Consider the following 19039-nt stretch of genomic DNA (forward strand, 5'->3'; position numbering starts at 1 on the left):
CTCTGCTACTCCACCACGGAGTGCCGACGTTGTCACTAAGTTCACCATGAATCGTCCCCATGGTCCTGGTGAGATTCCCGCGCTGGCGGCAGCGACACCTGCATTAGTTGCCGTCCCAGCTTGCGATACACCAGTTCACCGCGTCCAGGTGCCCGCGGTGCGGCGCGGATCTTGTCCACGATGGCCCCGTCGGCGGGGCTGCCGTCCAGGATCAAAACTCCCGCCCCCGCACGGTCCATGGCGACCACCATTTTGTTGTGGGCACTGGTTGCCATCCATCCGGAGATGTTGAGGCTGGCCAGGATGTGGACGCCCATTTGCCTGCCGCGCTCGATCACTGGCTCCAACGCGGGCATCAGCCGTGACTGCGTGGTGGAACCGGGCGCATTGAACAGGTTGAGGTCGTCGATCACGATGAAGTAGCGGGGGCCGCTGAAGCGCCATTGCGCCCGCTCCAACGCGGTGGCGTTCTCGGGTGGGCGACGATGTGTGGTGAACCGCTGAGCGATGCTCGCCGCGATAGCGCCGACGTCGGCCGACGGGTTATCCACGTGCACTGCCAGATAGGGCGCGTCGATGTAAGCGGCCAACTTCAGATCGGGGTCGAAGGCAATGATCTTGGCCTGTTCGGGGGTGAAGGTCTGCTGGATCGCTGTCACCAGCGTGCGCATCACCGTGGTGCGGCCCGAACCACTACTGCCCACCACATAGAAGTTGGGCGCTGCGGTCAGATCCACTCCGATCGTGTCCAGCGCGATCTCACCGACACCTAGCTTCAGTGTGCCCGCTGGCACCTCGCCAAGCTGGTCAAATGCCAGTTCGGTGGGCAGTTCAGGCAGCGGCAGGGCCGCAGGAACGCCTTGCTGTTGCCACGACTGCGCGATCAACCCGCAGGTGGTTTCCACCGCGGACTGCTCGTACGTTTGCGCAGCCGAGGAGTTGGCATAGGTCGCAGTGGCCACAGGTGCACTCATCAAGAAGTGCAGCCCACCCTGCTTGAGCCCGCGGCCAGGCTGGTCGGGGACCGTCTTGGCCCGTTCCCGATCGCCCATCTCCGATTCGCGGTAATCGGTCATCCGCAGCTCGATGCGAGTGCCGAACTTGCTATTGAGGTTGTAGGGCAAGCTGATCCACTGATCATTGGTGATCAGCAGGTGGACCCCGTAGTTCAGCGCTGAGGACGCACCCAGTTCGCTGATCCGGGAGTACAGGTCCTGGTCTCTGATCTTGAGCGCCGACAGGTTGTCCACAATCAAAAAGATGTCGCCGTGGTCATCCTCGGGAACCTCGCCAGGTTTGCCGGCGAACTTGCGGGCGCGGAACTCGGCCAGATCGATCCCGGCCAGTTCCCAACTGCGAACTCGGGCGGTAAGCAACCGTTCGACCTCGCTGATGATCCGCGTGATCCGTTCCTCGTTGCCTTGCCCGGCGATGCCGCTGACATGCGGCAGCATTGACATGCTCTGCAGCTTGCCGCCACCAAGATCGATCCCGTAGAACTGCACACGTTGAGGGCTATGCGAGACCGCAAGGTTGACCATAAGCGTCTGCAGCGCAGTCGATTTGCCGCTCTGCGTCGCCCCGATGATGGCGGCGTTGCCCTTACTTCCCGACAGGTCGACGCTGAGCAACTTCTGACTGTGGTCGAACGGGTCGTCCTCTCGGGCGTAGGGAACGACCAACCCGGAATCGGGTGAGACATCAAGCCAGTCCCGTCCCCAGAACTCCTGGGCCACATCATCGACAGCCAGTACCGGGGTCTCGTCCAAAGGCGGCAGATACAACTGGTGCATCGCGCGGGTGGTACGGCCCGCAGCGGCGAGCCGCTCGACCAGTACCGACACCACGGTGTCGGCGTCCACGCTCATCTGTTCAGCGGAGATCTCCTCGCCAGCACTATCTTGCGGATCTTCCCCGACCTCGATGTCCAGCGGTAACGGCTGAATCGCGGCGCTGAACGGCCGAGGATCGATGTACTGGCCGGCCTGCCGCCGCCGCTGCTGCTTTCCCGCCACCGGGGGGATGAAGGGTGCTGACACGTAGTACGACCGAAACAGGGTGTGCTCATCGTCGAAGACCAGAAAGCCGGTGCCCTCCGGTGCGCCCTTGAGGTCCTCGTAGGCACGGGTGGAGTTGATCGCCGCACGTGATTGGCTGGCGTCTTTGACCTTCAAACCGATCGAGTACGTCTGCTGGGCGATCATGCCGGCCATCCGACCAGTCTCCACGCGCTGCGAGGCGTTGAGGATATGCATCCACAGACCGCGCCCCTTCCGCGCCACGACATCAAATGTCTCGGCCACCTTCGGGCGAATCCGCAGCAGTTCGCTGAACTCGTCCAACACGATCAGCAAGGTCCCCAACGGCGGCAGATCGGGACGGGTGGTGGCCCGTGCACGCTCATAATCGCGGACGTCCTTGTAGCCCGCTTGACTGAGAAGTGTTTCCCGCCGGGCGGTCTCACCATTGATCATGTCTTCGAACCGGTCGAGCCGCGCGGTGGATCCGGCCAAGTTCGACACCACTCCTTGGCAGTGCGGAAGCGCAGCGAGTTTCATCATCGCCGTCTCGCCCTTGAAGTCGCCCAAGATCATCTGCAATGTCTCAGGCGGGTGCAGCATCGCAATCCCCAAGCAGAACGACACCAGAGTCTCCGACTTGCCTGACCCCGTGGCCCCGGTCAGCATGCCGTGCGGCCCCATGCCGCCCTCGGCGCCTTCCTTGAGGTCTAGCCACACCGTTTTACCGGTCGTGGGATTCTTCCCCAAAGGAGCGCGCAGTCGGCTTGTCACAGTCTGCTGAGACCACAGCGCGTGCGGATCCCACACGCGGGCATCCTCAATCTGAAACAAGTCCAGGAAATCTTGTCCCGCCCGCGCGTCGGCGGCACGTTCGGCCACGAACCGGGTCGCGGCATCCTCGGGCTCCCAGGCGGCCACCGCACGGGCCAACACCTCAGCCTCCACCAACGGCATGACGTCCGGTGCGGCCGCGAACGCAAGGCCGGCTTCAACCACCGGCGATACCCGAACCATCTAGACAACCTCCCTGGCCCGCAGCAGATTTCCGACGGCATCGAACTTCATCGCGGTGGCTGAGGTCGCCAGCGGCGAGTAGTAGTCATTGGTGGCCTCCAGCACCGCCACCCCGGCGAAACCGGAGCTCCCCAACAGTGGAGCGCAGTTGGCGCCGGGCATGTCCACCACGATCACCCAATGGTCATCAGCGCGGGGTTGACCCTCCATCGGCGGTGACCACAGGGAGCGGCTGCGCCACTGCTCGCCGAAGCGTTCCATGAACTCCCCTACATCGCTGTAGATCATCCGCGCCGGCCCGCACGCATCGACCAACTCAGGGTCAGCAATGTGCGGCCACCACTTGGCCCAATCCCAGGCCGCTGGGTCATCGGTAATGACCGCCAGGCGCACCACGTCGGGACCGTGAAACACGCACAATTGGCAGACCAGTGCCCGCAACGTGCCCTGCACCAGCGGCCGTTGGTCCTCCTCGGCAAAGAAGGCCCACCCGATCTGGTCGAAAAGATGCAGCGGACGGCCAACATCGTGCACAACGTTCTGTTCCAACAAGAAATCTCGCGCAGCAATCGCCGTCGAGGTTTCTCGGTACTCCGGCGGCGGAACCTTCTGCGGCGGGTTGATGATGGTGTTGAGCCCGGTCATACCCCGCCCGATCCGCACATGGCCGAAGTTCCGGTCGGTGGGACGTCTCTCCCACATGCGCCCGGTGCCCACCACAGTAAGCAGTGACCCGTTGCACGGGTCGGGATGGTGGTAGGAGATTTCTGCAGCCTGCTCCTTGGCTCCGACTGCCACCTCGTCGCGCAATTCATCCAAATTGCGTAGATAGTCCACCCTGGTCTGGTTGAGCGCGGCCGGCTTGGTCTTCTCATTCGCCCCGCTACCTCGATTACGCATCATCATCAACAGCGAGAACGCCATGAGCGGCATGAAGATCATGCCGCCCAATCCGATCGAGCGGGCACCGGTGCGAATCATGATGACCAGCAACACGATCACCGCGACGACAAAGACCAGCACCCACACCCAGACCGGCGGTCGAGGCTGCGGCGGCCGGGAGATTTCCCCGATCTCGGGCATCGTAACGGTACGTGTCGGCAGCATCGGTGCCGGCGGTTTCTCCTTGTCGAAACCCTTCTTTGTCATTGCCCTGCGCCTTTCTCCCGCATCGGTGCGGCTGCTGGGTTGGCCGCCAACGTGTCGTGCTCGACCATCGCGGCTTGCCGCGACAACGCTGGTCCCGCCGGAAGCCAGCGAACCACCGCCCACGGGGCGGGGGTGGGCGTCGAGTCCTTGATGCCCAACGCCGAACGCGGATCTTGTTGTTTATCTGAGGTCTCGATACCGAAGCGCACCCCGCTCTGGCCGATCCACCACAGCGACTCACTGCGCTTGGAGTCCGGTTCGACACCGGTGACCTGAACGAAGTTCGCGCTTTGCCGCCCCAGGTACACCTCGTCGGCGGACTGTTGGCCCGATCGCGCCGAGACCATCTTGATCACTCGCGACTCATCGCCTTGCGGGATCGGCAACCGCCGCCCCGAAACGGTGGTCACCGTGGCCTGCGGTGCCCCGGAATCCTTGCGCCACAGCACGCAGGTGACCGGTTCGGCGGCCTTGTCCAACAGTTTGATCGGCCCGTTGGGATACATCGTGATGTCGAACCCGACGGCCTGCGGAGCAGCGGTGACCACCGGGGCGGGCACATCGAGAACCTTGCCTTTCCCCGACACGTTTGCGTTATGCAACATCAGCGCGACGGTTTCGGGAATCAGTTGCAGGCCCGCCGGCAACGCCACGAAGAATTGGTCGGTACCGGCTGCGGATTGGGACTTGATCACCGATCCCGACACCACCGGCAGCGCCGTCGAGGCGTATCCGACTGGACCGCCTGGCGAGGGGACATCGGGAACTCGCAGCGGAGCCGTGGGAATCAACGCCTCATACAGCGCCCGTGACATCGGCGTAGGTCGCAGATTGCCCGCCTGCAACCCCAACGCGAGCATGACTGGCTTGTCGGCCAAGTCGAGCATGGACCGATGCCCGTCGGTCACCAAGAAGTTGTTGCCGCCGTAGGACATCAGCACCGCCTCCGGGGAGTGCATCTCGTGGGCCCATTCACCCAACTCCGGCAACCCGGTCAACGCGGTCACCCGAGGAACAACGAGCCTTCCCGGCGTGCCGACGGTGTCGCACAATCCCCACCCGGTCTCGGTCGGGGTATGCGCCACCAGATCGTTGGGGGCTCCCGCGATCCCGACGGTCGGACCAATCGGGCGCTGCTCGATCTGCGCCATCGGCACCAGCGTCGGGGACGCGTCCTGGCCGAGGATCAGCCGCGCCGAGGCGAGGTTCAGCGCCGGGTGCATGGTGCCGTTGACATCGACGTAGAGGGCGCCGCTGCCGCGATCAGCCACCAGCTTGGCGTTGCCGATTTGCCCGGCCGGACGCAGCCAGGCCAACACGAAGCACACTCCCAGCGCCAAGGCTCCGATCACCACTCCGACTGTGGCCGCCGCACCGTAGTTCTTCGATGGATCGTGGACCAGCCGAACCGAGTGGCGGGCCACTGCCACCGCCATCCGATGCCACAGAAACCGCCAGGCAGCGACCTGTTCCAGGGACGCGTACGTCAGACCGGTGCCACCGCGGCGGCGCTCGGCCCGGTGGCTGTTTTCCGACTCCTGCACAGTTAGAACCCCCCTCCCAAGGACACCACATGGACGTGGTCGAAGTGATTCTGGGTCGCGTCGCCACGGTCAGCCATCATCGTGGAGCTGCCGTCGGGCTGGATCGTCTGCTGACGCCAGATGATGTGATCCAACCCCAGCGGCTTCTGATGACGGATCAGAAAGTTCACCACTCGATTCCCCAGTTCACGGCCCTGGGGGGTATCCCAGTTCGGGATCATCACATCCAAGGCCAATCCGTTCGGATGCCATTTGAGCGAATCCGGCCGCACCCCACCGATTTCCCTGATCTCGGGAAAAGCGTTCGAGATCGCGCGGTTCATCAACTTGGTGTACTTCTGCAGGCCCTTCTCGTCGGCCTTCCCCGCCCCAGCGGTATCCAGGGCTGCGGTCGCGGCCGAGGCGAGTTTGGTGGTGCCGCTGCCGGTATCGCTGAACTTGGCGGCTTGGGTGAAGGGTGCGGTCAGGCCGGACAAGCCGGACAGTGGGGAGCCGAATCCGGGCATTCCGCCACCACCGGCTGGCATCCCACCGCCCATCGGCATCCCGCCGCCCATCGGCATGGCGCCCAGCGGGTTGGCGGGCATCCCCGCCGGCCGGGTCAGGCCAGCGACATCTCCGTACCCGGCGGCGTTGGCATTCGCGGCCGCGGCATGGGTCCCCGCCTCGCCGCTGCCGGTTTCCACCGTGCCGCGCGTCTCCTCCAACCGGGTCTTGATCGCCGCGATCAGCGCTCGCTTGCCCTCCGGAGTGCCGGTGCTCAACCCCAGAGCGTGCACATCGGCCACCGCTTGACCGATGATCGCCTCCATGTTCACCCGGCCCCCCGCAGCCGAGGCCACCGACGCGTCGAGTTCGGCGCGACCGGTGTCATCGAGGCTGCTCAACGCTGCGGTGGCGTTATTGGCCTGCGAGGCGGCGTCCTGCTGGCCGTCAGCGGCCTGGCCCTCACCCGGAGTGATCGTCGGCGGCGGCACCGGAGCCAACGGCGGCACCGGCAACAACACCCCGACCCCGGTCCCGAACCCATCCCGCGCCTGCCCCATCACACCCCCGGCCGCACGCACAAACCCCTCCACCGACATCAGTAACCACCGCCCGCCGAATTCGGGTTGAACTGTGCGACCTTCGACAGGTTCGAACCGCTGGGATCAACGCCATACCGACTCATCACGTAGTTCATCGAGGCGCAGATATTGGCCACCGGCTCATAGATGTTCGTTGAGGTCCCCGGCTGATGAAAGCTGGCGAAGGTCTCGGGAATCGTCTGCACGCCGCCACGCGACGACCCCGCCGGGAACCCGTCGGGTCCACTGCCAGACAAGCGAGTCGCGTTGATGTCGTAGGTGTTCACCGCCAGCGGATTGAAACTGGACTCCCGCGCCGCAGCCGTCATGAGTCCGGTCGTCCACCGGGCCCGCGCCTTTGGATCATCGACCCCCATGACATCGAGAGCCTCGCTGATGTACTTGCGGTAGGCGTCCTTGCCCATCGGGAAGTCTTGACGGTCATAGCGCACCGCACTCAGAGGGATCTTCGCCGCCGGCGATACGGCGGCCTTCGGCCGCCCCGCGCCGTCCGAGGCACTACCGCTGCCCCCACCGCTGACGGACTTGGCGGCTTGGGTGAAGGGTGCGGTCAGGCCGGACAAGCCGGACAGTGGGGAGCCGAATCCGGGCATTCCGCCACCACCGGCTGGCATCCCACCGCCCATCGGCATCCCGCCGCCCATCGGCATGGCGCCCAGCGGGTTGGCGGGCATCCCCGCCGGCCGGGTCAGGCCAGCGACATCTCCGTACCCGGCGGCGTTGGCATTCGCGGCCGCGGCATGGGTCCCCGCCTCGCCGCTGCCGGTTTCCACCGTGCCGCGCGTCTCCTCCAACCGAGTCTTGATCGCCGCGATCAGCGCTCGCTTGCCCTCCGGAGTGCCGGTGCTCAACCCCAGAGCGTGCACATCGGCCACCGCTTGACCGATGATCGCCTCCATATTCACCCGGCCCCCCGCAGCCGAGGCCACCGACGCGTCGAGGTCGGCGCGACCGGTGTCATCGAGACTGCTCAACGCTGCGGTGGCGTTATTGGCCTGCGAGGCGGCGTCCTGCTGGCCGTCAGCGGCCTGGCCCTCACCCGGAGTGATCGTCGGCGGCGGCACCGGAACCAACGGCGGCACCGGCAACAACACCCCGACCCCGGTCCCGAACCCATCCCGCGCCTGCCCCATCACACCCCCGGCCGCACGCACAAACCCCTCCACCGACATGTCAGTGGGCCTTCGGCAGGGTCAGCATTGGTCACACGCCCTCATACTCAGTCAGCGGTGGGCGCCGAGGTAGGCGACCCCGTCTTGCCAGCTGCGGCAGTCGGATCGAACCATCCCAAGAAATCAGGGCCAGAACTCACACTCTCCAACGGTTGCACCTGCCCGGACACCAACACCTTGCCGCTGCCCAACGCCATCACCATGTGGTCCTTCCACATGCCCACATCACCGGCCTTGAGCTGGGTGGGCGGGACCGGTTCGGTCACCGGCGTGCCCGCCGGCGGCAACGCCACACCAGCGGCCTGCTGCCATGCCTCAGCCACCGGGGTGCCGTTGAGGGCCGCCCGCACCGCCGCCGCACCTTGCGCTGTGCGAGCTTCGGTCACCGATTCATCAGGCAACTGCACATCGGTGGACTTGGCCGGCGGCTCCAGCGTCTCGGCTTGCTGCCCCGACTGGTCTGCAGCAGCGGCCTGAGTCTGCGCCGCTTCATCGTCCTCAGCCGCTGCGGCATCGCCCGCGTCCTCGGCAGCCGCATCACCATCAGGACCGCCGTGCTCATCCTTGAGTTCGGGACCCTCGGCATCGTCTGGGCCATGAGCGTCGTCGTCTTTGAGCTCCAGCGGTTCCACCGGCTCCTGCTCACCAAGACCAGACAAACCCGCCGCCAACGGCTCAATCAGGCCCGACGGCAACCCACCGCCACCGAAACCGGGGAGCCCACCCCCGCCGCCACCAAAGCCAGGTAAGCCGCCGCCCAGCGGCATGCCGCCGCCCATCGGCATACCCATGCCCAGACCCGGTTGACCAAGTATCCCCGCTGGCGTCGTCGCGGCTTCCTCAGCGGAATCATCTTCTACCGCAGCATCATTGCCGCTCGCGGCGCCGTGATCGTGCGAGCCTCCCCCATCGACAGGGGTGCCCACACCGCCGTAGTTATTGCCATTCTGTTCAGCCTCAGCAGCCTTGTCCTCGGAATCCGCAGCGGCCTTCTCGATGATGTCCTTGGCCTCCTCAAGGCGTGTCTTGATGAACTCCATCAACGCCTTCTGGCCCTCCACGGTGTACAGCGAACCGTCGGCCTTCATCTCGGTGATCTTGGCGTTCACATCGGCGCGAATATCCTCAAGCTCCTTGCGCCCGGCCTCCCCGGCAGCGGCCACGTCTTCAACGCTGATCCCGGCGTTGTCGAGTTCGACCAACTGCTCCAGCATCTCGCCCATCCGCCGGGCTTCCTCTTTGGCGGCCTCGGCCGCCGGCCCTTCGGCCTCCGCTGGCGGCGCTGGCGGAGGCGGCGGGCTATCAGCCCCGCCCGACTGTCCTGGTCCCGAGGAAGCCGGCAACGACGGCACCGTCAGCAACGGACCGAGCCGGATGATTCCACCGATGGCGTTCGAGATAACCGTCTCGACGGCTTTGCCGACAATGTCCCACGACATGCAACTACTCCTCGTAGCTAGAAGGCCAATGCACGCTCGGCGGCAGCTACCGCGTCAAGCGTCGGATACGTCCCCTCGATACCCAGGTTGGCCAGGTAGCGATCGTGTGCCACCGCGGCCACCTTGCGGACCCGGTTATTCAGCGTCACCGCATCCCAATTGCGTGCCTCGGGCTTCAAAACCACGCCACACACGAACCCAAGTGCGTTAACTTGCACAAACACGGTGCGCTTCGCCGAGATCGCCGTTGCTGCAACCCGCGCGGCGAGATCGTCGACCGTCTCAGCTCCTGACGCCTGTTGCTCAGTCACGGTTCCCCTTCCACACCGACACCCAAGTCACCCGACCCGCGTGTTGATAGACACAATATACATGATGAGTCAGTCCGTGGCGCACTTCGTGAACACTTCAGGCAATTTGCTGCGGGTTTGGTGTGGTTAGAGGGTCTCAGATCCGGTGTCACCTTCTCATCCGCGCTGTCATTTCATGCTCGGATGTGGCGTTTGCCCAGTTCAGGGGCCGCAGCCTTTGGTACTGCCTCGAGGAAACGACCCGACTCCGCGACGGAATCCGCATGACAGCACTTGAGGCACATCCACGCAGTCCTGGCCACGACGTCGCGAAGTGACGCCCAGCCCGAGCACCTACTGGGTGGCGGGTGCGCTGGGGAAGTACACCGTCCTCGCAGCGTGCCAGTACCCCCTCGGCCGCAATCGGCCATCTCTGGGAACGGGCTCACCTCTGCTGCTGGGGCGGTGCCAACACGGCATCGACAACGTGGCCGAAGCCGGCGATCTTCGCGCAGTACACGATGTCGGGGAGCGACGGGGGTTGCTCCCGCCAACACCGGAGTAATTCGATCATCAGACCTGCGCGGTAGAAGTGCGCGTAGACCTGGCGTGAAGCCTGCGATACCTCCGAATCGTCAGCGTCGAGTACCGCCCCGGCCATACTCGGGTGCAAAACCGCTGAGTTGTGGCGCTGCAGCACGTTGTGATGATGGGCATCCCAGTCCACGGCTGTCCTACTGCGCAACGGCTCCAACACATGATCGACGTCGTACTGCTCGATCAACCGGACCTGGCCGTGCACGCCCGTCATTGGACTGTGAGTCGCGGCCGCGGCAGCCAAGACGCCCTCGGTGATCGTCCCGGCAGCCTGCAAACCCAGCCCCTGCTGGAGCACGGTTTGCACCTTCTGCCAGGCCGGCACATCCACCGTCATCAACCGATGCACGTAACCGCCGCCGACGCCCGGAGCTTCTCCCGGAGTATGCAGAATGTCCACGGCACGAACAGTCTCGAATTCCGGCCAGCCCGCCGGACGGGCAACTCCCAACTCCGTCGTCACCAATGCAGACCAACGTGCGCCCGGAACGTGCCGAGACAGTTCCTCGGCGTGAGCCGCCAACACCGCCGTCGGCTGCTCAACCCCCATGAACCGGCTCGCCCAGCTCTGCGGCAACAACTCATCAAAGACCGCCAGATGCGCCGAGTTGGGAATGAAGACTCCCGGCGGCACATACGCGCCGCCCCCTGCACTCGATGCAATTGACACCGAAGGCCCCGACGGCAGGTGCACCACCGACACTGCCCACTGCACGAAACCGCCATTGAGCAAGTCCTCACGGACTTCAGTGCCGCGCACCAATCCGTCCAAAACCCGTCGCGCCAGCACCAATTCAGCGCTGGGCTCCGCTTCCGGCAAGACTGCGCCAACACCTGCCCCGGAACTGCCAGCCACCAGCGGCGCCCCGCCACCACCACCCTGCTGAGACGGCTGGGCGACCGGCGGCGGCGCAGACTGAGCGGCAGACGGCACCGTGCCCGCGCCAGCCGGCGGCACCGCCGCACCGCCCCCGCCGGGTGGCACGTAGGGAGCCAACCCGCCGCCGCCACCGGCCGGTGGCACCATCGGTGCCATGCCGCCACCACCACCGCCTACATGAGGTGGAGCGCTCGGTGCAGGCGCCGTCGTCGCCTGAGCGGGAACCACCGGACCCTGCGGGCCTGGCGCCCCAACAGAAGCCACCGAAGGATGCTGCGCAGCGAATTTCTCCAACGGTGGAGTTGAGGTCGGAGAGACAGCACCGGAGGCACCCATACCTGATGCCAGACCCGACTGAAAGCTGCTCGCAGCACTCGACAACGGACTACTACTGCTAAATGCCTCCGACATCGACGACGCCGGAGCCGTCGCCGCATCCTTCAACGAATTCCCGCCTAGCGCGTTCAGGCCCGACGGCATCTGCGGCGGCCGTATCGCGCCCAGGCCGCTCCCCGCAGACGATGCTCCCGAGGTCGGCATGCCGGGTGAACCGGTCGTCGGTGCACCTAAAACGGGCGACATTGCAGCTACTGCGGGATCGGGAACAGTTTGAGCAGGAGCCTCCGTTATGGGCGCATCAGCTTGCCCAGTGCTCTCTATGTCGGGTGTGCTCCCGTCCAGCATTGACGCCTCAGAGATGTTCTTATCCACTTGCCCTGACGCGGATTCGTCTGGCGTGTTTGCCTTCTCCTCGGCACCCGTGTCTTCCTTTTCGGTAGTTCGTTCGTCCTTTTGGGTCTTGTGATCGACTGGAGTGGCTGAGCCATCTTCTACGGGTCCGGGCAAGGGGGCCGGTGCGCTGGCGATGTCTCCGAGTGCGGTGCTGAAGACGGTCGCGGCCTCTGCTTTGTACGGAGCAACAGAAAACGCCGCCTTGCTCTTTTGTGCGCTCTCCCAGGCTTCTTGGGCAGCATCACCGATGCGTGCGAGGTCCATTTTGAGGCCGACCACGGTGCTCTTGTAGGACTCGGCGGTGACGGCTGTGGACTCAAGTTGGTCAGAGGCGTCGTAGGCGTGGTTGCGCATCTTCTTGAGACGTTGAACCCGCGCGATGCCACTTTGCCCTTCTAAGAGGTCGGGGCTATTGGTGACCTTCTGGTGCAGGGTCTCACCGTAGGTGGAAAAGCGTGTAGCGGCGGCCCGTTGTTCCTCGGCGACGTCCTGAATGGACGTCTCGCTGATGTCAGGCCAATACTCACCGATCGCCATCTCAGCGGCGGCCCCGGTCGGCCGCTGAAGGTCTCCTGGATTTCCTACTGCAGCCACGTCGTCTCCGCGCTACCCGTCATCCTGCGCCGAGCTCGCAGACTTCCCAGGCCCGGTCATATGCGGCCTGTGCGGCCTGCCTATCGTCGTCAGGGGGCTCGGCTAGACCCCTTTCCCTGACACCGCCGAAGACTGCCATACGGGCGTAGTAGGCGGACACAACATCTGAAATTGCTTGCCGCACCGGCTGGCTCGCCCCTGCGTATTCCTCTAACGACGCCTGCAAAGCAGCCGCCGCAGGCAGAATGTCCATCGCATTGTCGTACGGCTTTGGAATCGCACTGTTGACGATGGCGTAGCGTGTGCACAGCGCGACGTCTTGGGCGTGACCACTGGCGCCAGTATCTGTCGCAGTGCCCGGAGTCGGAGCGGGCGGTGCCGCCATGGAAGTATCCGGCGCGGATGAGTTGGCGACGACCGTTCCCACCGCGGCACCAATCCCAGCGGAGAGCAGTGCGGTAGCGGCTATGGCAGCAATGAGTACACCGCGTCGCTGTGCTGGTGGTGGAGGGGCGACTCCGTATGAGGGGAGCGGTTGGTAGTGCGTCCCTTCAACGGCGGGCTGGTAGCCCGACCCGTATGCTGGCCCCCCGCCGGGCCCGGTGGTGATGGGGTGGCTCATCGTTATCTCCTGGGTCTGGGGTGTGGTCTAGAGCCTACTGCTGGAGCGCGACACCCTGGCTGAAACGCCGCTCATACCGAATAGACGGGAGGGCCGGCCACGGAGGCAGCGATATCGGCGCCGTTCTGTTCATCCTGGGCCTCCGTCGTTGCAGCACAGGTCGAGTCGGTGGCCGCGGTCTGGCTCGCGAGCTCCGCGGCCTGGCTTTCCCAGAGAGCCCGTTGGGCCGGCCAGGGACTCATGGCTGCAGTGATGGCCACGCACACCGCGTTAGGCGCGACACCGGAGGCCGTAGCCGCCGCCCCGACCATCGTGCCTGCTGTGGAGGCGACAACGCTGGCGGCTTCGGCAACGGTATTCGCACCGTCAGCGGCCAGTTGCTGCGGCTTCACCTCGATGTTGTCGGCTGACTGGCCCGAGGAGGAAGGTACTGCTGGCATTTCTATTGTCTCCGTTCGCTGTTCGGGCTCTTGAGCGCCTTGGCGAGTTGGTCGGCCACGGGGTGCTTGAGCAGTTCCGGTGAGGCGATCTTGGCGCATTCGGCGAACAGTTTTTCGGAGATGGCGTCGATGCCGTCAGCGGCCCGGCGAGCGTTAGAGGCCAGTGCGTCGCTGATCTGCTCGTTGAGTTCCTGGATGGTCAGTTCTTGTTGGAGCCCTTCGCGAACATCGAGGTCGATGAGACGGCCTCGGGAGTCGTGGACGACGATGATGTCGTCATCGTCGCCGGTGCTGGACAGGAACGCGTCAGTTTCTTCGTCCCATGCATAGATCGCGTCGAGCATCTTGTTCAGCGGTGCTAATGCCGCTTCAGCGGCCTGATTAATCGGTGTCGCCATCGGTCTCCTCCTGAGTCTTGGTCGACTTCCGCCGCCCAGGACGCTTCCGCACTTGTTCCAACTCCCCGAACACCGGTTCAGTGTTGACGTGTTCGCGATGTACGACACGCTTGTCGGGGTGCAGGTCTGTATCTCGCTCGCCAGAGTTGTTGGCGCCCATGCCGCCCATCATCGGCGGGATCATGCCGCCCATCGGCCCGCCAACGCGGCCTGTCGCCGCTGCTCCTGCTGAGGGGGGCGGGGCGGTGGCAGCGGGGGCAGGAACGCCTGCACCGGGTGCCGCGGCCGACACTGAGCTTGACGGACCGCCGGCGGGCAGCCCGCCCGCGCCACCTCCCCCGCCGCTGCTGGCCGGCGTCGTGCCCCATTCGTCGGGGCTGAGATCATCAAAGCCCATGTCCTGCGGGGTCCCCATGTCTGTGCCACCGGTACCAGGGAGGCCTCCCATGCCCGGAATACTTGAAAGTCCTGACAGCGCCGATAACGGGGACCCTCCCCCGCCGCCGGGCATCATGCCCGACGCCGCTTGTCCCACCGTGCCCAGGATGCTGCCCAGGACCGCACCGGCGGTCCCGGCGGTGGCATCGGAAGCCGGCGCCATCGCGCGGCTAGCCGCGGCCGGATCGCTGGGAGATGCACCGTCCAGGGCGGCGACTTCTCCTGGTGAGGGCGCAGACGAATCGGTTTCGGCGTTCATGGCCGAGTCGCCGTCGGTCCCTGCCTTGTTGGCCGCGGGACCTTCCGTGATCTTCTCGATCTGTTCTGGCTGGTCGTCCTGCTGCTGATCGTCGGCTTCGTCAGTGGACTCTTTGGGCTGCTCGGGGTTTTCGCCCCCCGGTGCTTCTCCAACGATCGGCGGTGGTGCGGGCGGTGGCGCGGGAACGGTGCCCGTATCGACATTGGCTGCCGTGGCATAGCTGGTCTGTGCGGCCAGGGCTTCAGCCTGCGCTGTGGACATGTTGGTCTTCGCGATGACCAACGGTTCACTGACGGTTCCAGCGCTGGCATTGAACTTTTGCAGGGCTGCCTGGTACTCGCGGCGCAGTGTCTGAAATGTCTCCGGTGTCGGTGTCGCGGTCCTGGCGTTATCGACGGTGTTCGCCGCCGAGTCTGCCGATGTAGCCAGCGTTTTGGCGTAGCTTGCCGCATCGGTCAGCCACGACGCATGAGTAGCGAGATTGCGCCCGGCCGGTTGATCCCCGTTGTTCCAGTTCGCATCGACACCTCGTGCGGCCCGTTCGGTTTCGCCGGCTTGCTTCTCTAACTCGCTTGCGGCGGTGCGGAACTGGGTGGCCAACGTTCGTAGTGGCTCCGAGCCCGGGCCGCCATGGATGAATGACGCCCATGTTTCTGCTGGCATCGCTGCCGGAACCGCAGGCACCGCAGGAGCCACCGGAAGCGGTGGTGTTTGTGTACCGGCGGTGGGAAGCACGGGAGCTGGCGAGGATTGCGGTGCCTGCCCATAGCTGGCAATCACCGCGGCGGCCTCGGAGTCGCCTTGATCTAGCCCCACACCGGTCGCCGAGACTGCCAGCCCGCCGGCCACCCGGTGTGCCACCGACTGGGCGACGAGCAACTCCAACGTTGTGGCCCACGCAGTAAACGAGGCGGCCACCGCCGTCGACACTTCGTCGGGGGCTGCTGGCTGGCAGCCCGTGCACGACGGAGGATGGCTGGCCGCGTCATCGGCCAGGTCGCGGCCGTGGGCAACCAGGGCGGTGGGATCGAACGAAATGTCAACCATGTCAACCCTGTCCCGCGTCCGTCACCACGCCGATACCCAATGCACGATGTCAGATTTGTACTGCTGCGTCGATAGCGCGGGCGGTGTCGTCGTCGGCCATCTCAAACCCACTGCGGTGGTTGCGCAACTTCTGCGCGTGAGCGCGGTATTGAGCGATGACCCGCTCGTAGCCGAGGGCACGCTCGGTCGTCTCGAACGCCTTGGCCTGAATGAACGCCGCATAGATCGGCCCCAACTGGGTGCTCAGTTGCGCCATATCGGGTTGGGTCGAGGCCACGTACTGCTCCAACTCCTCGGCGTAGCGGTCGTAGCGGTCAGCCAGCGCTGCCGCAGCCTGGGGGTCCAAGCTGATCTTCTGGGTGCTGCTCATCGCTTCGCCTCTCCTGAACCGTGCGTGTATGTGCTTAAAGTGTTCACGAACTGCTCTATTGTGTACTGTACGTCCCATCGGACGCAAGGAACCACGTGAGAAGTTCTTACAGCGCGAGAAGTAACTACAGGGTATGTCGCCTTCGGATCGAAAGGGCGTTCAAGCATCCAAATGCCACATCTCCAGCGCAGGACCTACAAACGAAACTGGGCGCAGGGCAGCTGGGCGCAGGGCAGAGAGCCCGCCCGGACAGCGATCACAGGCTCGCCCACCGCGACCGGCGGATCAGAGCTTCGTCGGGCCTGTGGTGGCGGAGGTACGGGACGTGTCCGATGTGCTAACCCGGGACGCGCATCCCGGCAGGTCACACGGGACGTCAGTGCGCTGCTCGGAACTCGACTCGCTGTGTCAGCTGACGACCCGCGGCTTAGCTGCCAGACACCGCCGACGTCACACGTTTCCAGGCGTACCCGCGCGGTGAAATTCGGGCCGCAGGGCCGCCCCGCAGCTTGTTTGTTGCCGTCGGCTGACACGACGCGCAGGAGCCTGCAAAGCCGGGCGAGGAACTGGAAGGAAGGCCATTGATGGGCATCCGCTCGACAAACAAGGGGCATGACCAGCGTGTCTGACCGGTTTAACCGGCATCTCGTGACAAACTCGGCGTCAACACGAGCGTAAGGAGACAGACCTAGCACTTCACTGACGCGTCAGGCGCTGCACCGCAGCCTACGACGAAGCAGGGTCAGAAACCGGAAATCCCCGCCGAAGCGGGGATATCCGAACCTGAACTGAAGCGCCAACTTCCGTTCAGAGACCCGTAACAACCGAATTGCCTGAGACCGATTTTGGGGCCAGCCACGCAAGGCTGGCTCCAGGATAGAGGACGCCCTTGTGAGCCGCAATGAACGACATCCCAATGCAACGTTGGCGGGTGCAGAACGGCCGAAGCAGCCCTGCCCGCACCCTTGTTCCGCGACCAGCCCGTGACAACGGCGGTATCCCCCGCCGGTCGCACGCGGCCGGCCTGCGCACCGGAGGTCGTGTGGAATCGGCTCGCACGACTCCTGGCTGCGCCTGGTCGCAACCGGATGCGTCTGTGGAACCCTGATACGGGGAAGTTCAGCGACACAACCAAACACTGCGAGCGACTGCCGAGCCGGCCAGCCGCTGTCTACCTCTACTCGCAGCGCCGTACCCAGACTCTGTGGTTGGACTTCGATGCCAAGCTGCATGGGCCCGCGGCCGTGGCCGCGGACGTGGCCCGCGCCGCCGAATGGCTCACTGACTGCGGCGGCGTCGTAGTCACCGACCGATCCAGCAGCGGTGGCCGACACCTGATCTGCCCACTAGCCATCGGCACCTCAGCGTCACTTGACGAAATGAAACACCTAGTGCGGCTTCTGGCTGCCCGGCTCCCCACACTCGACATCACCCCGAACACCAACGCCGACACAGGCTGCATGACGCCGCCAGGATCTCCATGCCGAGAAGGTGGCTACCGTCAGCTCGACGGAACCCTGGAGGCGGCGGTCGAGGCCTTGACCACACGCTCCGATCCCGAACTGCTCCCGCGCTTGCTCATGCTCCTCGGCGCTCTCAATCCTCCCGCCCGTCAGCGCTCTGCCAGCACGACCGACTCCCCGGAAACCACGACCGAATACACCGTCGGCGCCGGCGAAGACCGACGCATCAGCGGCCAGTATGTCCGCCACGATCCACTCCCCGCCGACGTCGCCGCCTATGCCACCCACGGAACGATCAACCCCGCGCGACTCACATGGCAGTCCAATCACGAGGCTCGACAATCGGTGGTCGTTAACGCCATCGCCCGCGGCCACAGCCTCGCCACCCTGCGCGAAATGATCGCCCCCGACGGACCCTGGAGCCGAGGACTCGGAGCCGCCTACCACCGCTACAACCACCGCAGCGACCAAGCCCTCGAACGCGACGTCGCCAAAGCATTCCACTGGTTGATCACCAACGTCTTAAAGTCATCTCCCCCGCGGCACAAGACTAAGAACACACCGGGGGGGTACATACCAGGACCGCGTGGGCCGAAGGATCTGCGGGACTGGCTCGCCAATGCAACGGCGTGGGCCGATCGAGAGTTCGCCGGCAAAAGGTACCGCTGGACAGTGCACGCAGTGCTGCAGAGCATGGCTTTCTACGCCGTGCTCGCCGGAGAACACCGATCAGGGACGTGGTTGGTCGGGGTCGGCGGCAGAACCCTTTCACTGAGCTGCGGGCTCCTGAGCGAAGACACTGTCTGGCGGGTACTTGCTGACCTTCGGGAAAGGCCCGGAGCGCCCCTAGTGCTGGCCAGACAACACATCGGCACTGAGGCCGACGTGTACGCGCTGACGATGCAGAACCGCGTAACCAACGATCCTGCAGACGCGGAACGGGTACGCATTGAACCAGTGCACGACGCGTGGATTGTTCTGGGGCACCACCTGCGCCGCATCTACGAACTGGTCGCCCACCACGGGCTGACCAACAAAGCCGACATCTACGCGGCGGCCGCGGTCGCCAGGGCCACCGGTGATGCCATGGTGCTCGACCTGGAAGTAGCCGGCCTGCTCAAACGCACCGGACGCGGGACGGTTGCGCGGGGCCCCGTCGAACTGGACAGCATCGCCCAGGGCCACCACCTGGACGAGGCCCGGACGGTTCGCCTACAGCGACATCAGGCCGAACGCGCAGCATGGAGAAACTGGCTCGACGAGCGCGAACAAGTCCGTAACGGGGCACCCCACCCCGGGGGCCGAGAGACATTGGTTGAACACGGCCGCTCGACGGGGCTCGACGAACCCACCGAACGTGCTTACCTGCACCTCACGATGTCAACTGGTCCCCCACCGATGGACGACATCGACATCGAGCGAGAAGCGATCGAGATGATCGCGGAGTTGCTGGGCGGACGGATCCTGACGGCCTAACCGTCA

Annotated in this window: 13 protein-coding genes; 1 reads left to right on the plus strand and 12 read right to left on the minus strand. The window is 65.0% G+C overall.

All coding sequences use genetic code 11. From position 1 onward, the window contains the following. Positions 1 to 41: 41 nt before the first annotated feature. The 12 genes from eccCb to KXD98_RS27920 form a co-directional block, all read right to left on the minus strand. Positions 42 to 3035: a type VII secretion protein EccCb gene (gene eccCb, locus KXD98_RS27865; protein WP_236439843.1), complete on the minus strand. Its 2994-nt coding sequence runs from the start codon at positions 3033 to 3035 to the stop codon at positions 42 to 44. Next, entirely contained in the window at positions 3036 to 4184 is a 1149-nt protein-coding gene (locus KXD98_RS27870) for a cell division protein FtsK (protein WP_236439842.1), read from the minus strand. It lies immediately after the preceding gene. After that, a complete protein-coding gene (eccB, locus tag KXD98_RS27875; protein WP_260765578.1) occupies positions 4181 to 5728 on the minus strand; it encodes a type VII secretion protein EccB in 1548 nt (515 codons plus the stop codon). The genes KXD98_RS27870 and eccB overlap by 4 nt, the downstream gene beginning before the upstream one ends. A 2-nt stretch (positions 5729 to 5730) precedes the next feature. After that, positions 5731 to 6813, minus strand: coding sequence for a hypothetical protein (locus KXD98_RS27880; protein WP_236439837.1), 1083 nt, complete (start codon positions 6811 to 6813; stop codon positions 5731 to 5733). Further along, a complete protein-coding gene (locus tag KXD98_RS27885) occupies positions 6813 to 7988 on the minus strand; it encodes a transglycosylase SLT domain-containing protein (RefSeq protein ID WP_260765579.1) in 1176 nt (391 codons plus the stop codon). Before KXD98_RS27885 ends, KXD98_RS27880 begins: the two co-directional genes overlap by 1 nt. 47 nt (positions 7989 to 8035) lie before the next feature. After that, complete coding sequence (locus tag KXD98_RS27890; RefSeq protein WP_260765580.1) at positions 8036 to 9427, minus strand: DUF4226 domain-containing protein; 1392 nt, start codon at positions 9425 to 9427, stop codon at positions 8036 to 8038. A gap of 17 nt (positions 9428 to 9444) precedes the next feature. After that, positions 9445 to 9738: a hypothetical protein gene (locus KXD98_RS27895; protein ID WP_236439833.1), complete on the minus strand. Its 294-nt coding sequence runs from the start codon at positions 9736 to 9738 to the stop codon at positions 9445 to 9447. A 424-nt stretch (positions 9739 to 10162) separates the two neighbouring features. Beyond that, entirely contained in the window at positions 10163 to 12463 is a 2301-nt protein-coding gene (locus tag KXD98_RS27900) for a hypothetical protein (protein ID WP_236439899.1), read from the minus strand. 750 nt (positions 12464 to 13213) lie between these two features. Next, the gene (locus tag KXD98_RS27905; RefSeq protein WP_236439831.1) at positions 13214 to 13582 is read right to left on the minus strand and encodes a hypothetical protein; all 369 of its coding nucleotides are present in this window, start codon (positions 13580 to 13582) and stop codon (positions 13214 to 13216) included. A 2-nt stretch (positions 13583 to 13584) separates the two neighbouring features. Then, positions 13585 to 13980 carry a hypothetical protein gene (locus KXD98_RS27910; protein ID WP_069406287.1) on the minus strand — a complete coding sequence of 132 codons (396 nt, stop codon included), beginning with the start codon at positions 13978 to 13980 and terminating at the stop codon, positions 13585 to 13587. Then, positions 13964 to 15724, minus strand: coding sequence for a PPE domain-containing protein (locus tag KXD98_RS27915; RefSeq protein WP_236439829.1), 1761 nt, complete (start codon positions 15722 to 15724; stop codon positions 13964 to 13966). The genes KXD98_RS27910 and KXD98_RS27915 overlap by 17 nt, the downstream gene beginning before the upstream one ends. 49 nt (positions 15725 to 15773) lie before the next feature. Then, positions 15774 to 16094, minus strand: coding sequence for a type VII secretion target (locus KXD98_RS27920; protein ID WP_069406285.1), 321 nt, complete (start codon positions 16092 to 16094; stop codon positions 15774 to 15776). Between the two features lie 1208 nt (positions 16095 to 17302). Between KXD98_RS27920 and KXD98_RS27925 the strand changes: the two genes are divergently transcribed. Next, on the plus strand, positions 17303 to 19033 hold the full coding sequence (locus KXD98_RS27925) for a hypothetical protein (RefSeq protein ID WP_260765583.1): 1731 nt from the start codon (positions 17303 to 17305) through the stop codon (positions 19031 to 19033). The last annotated feature ends 6 nt before the right edge of the window (positions 19034 to 19039 follow it).

The sequence above is a fragment of the Mycobacterium sp. SMC-4 genome (assembly GCF_025263265.1).
GTDB lineage: Bacteria > Actinomycetota > Actinomycetes > Mycobacteriales > Mycobacteriaceae > Mycobacterium.

What these genes read in the sequence shown, in the direction of transcription:
- KXD98_RS27910 (WP_069406287.1), bottom strand. Translation starts at nt 13,980, where the DNA reads ATGGCGACACCGATTAATCAGGCCGCTGAAGCGGCATTAGCACCGCTG.
- KXD98_RS27870 (WP_236439842.1), bottom strand. Translation starts at nt 4,184, where the DNA reads ATGACAAAGAAGGGTTTCGACAAGGAGAAACCGCCGGCACCGATGCTG.
- KXD98_RS27885 (WP_260765579.1), bottom strand. Translation starts at nt 7,988, where the DNA reads ATGTCGGTGGAGGGGTTTGTGCGTGCGGCCGGGGGTGTGATGGGGCAG.
- eccCb (WP_236439843.1), bottom strand. Translation starts at nt 3,035, where the DNA reads ATGGTTCGGGTATCGCCGGTGGTTGAAGCCGGCCTTGCGTTCGCGGCC.
- KXD98_RS27905 (WP_236439831.1), bottom strand. Translation starts at nt 13,582, where the DNA reads ATGCCAGCAGTACCTTCCTCCTCGGGCCAGTCAGCCGACAACATCGAG.
- KXD98_RS27890 (WP_260765580.1), bottom strand. Translation starts at nt 9,427, where the DNA reads ATGTCGTGGGACATTGTCGGCAAAGCCGTCGAGACGGTTATCTCGAAC.
- KXD98_RS27920 (WP_069406285.1), bottom strand. Translation starts at nt 16,094, where the DNA reads ATGAGCAGCACCCAGAAGATCAGCTTGGACCCCCAGGCTGCGGCAGCG.
- KXD98_RS27915 (WP_236439829.1), bottom strand. Translation starts at nt 15,724, where the DNA reads ATGGTTGACATTTCGTTCGATCCCACCGCCCTGGTTGCCCACGGCCGC.
- KXD98_RS27900 (WP_236439899.1), bottom strand. Translation starts at nt 12,463, where the DNA reads ATGGCGATCGGTGAGTATTGGCCTGACATCAGCGAGACGTCCATTCAG.
- KXD98_RS27880 (WP_236439837.1), bottom strand. Translation starts at nt 6,813, where the DNA reads ATGTCGGTGGAGGGGTTTGTGCGTGCGGCCGGGGGTGTGATGGGGCAG.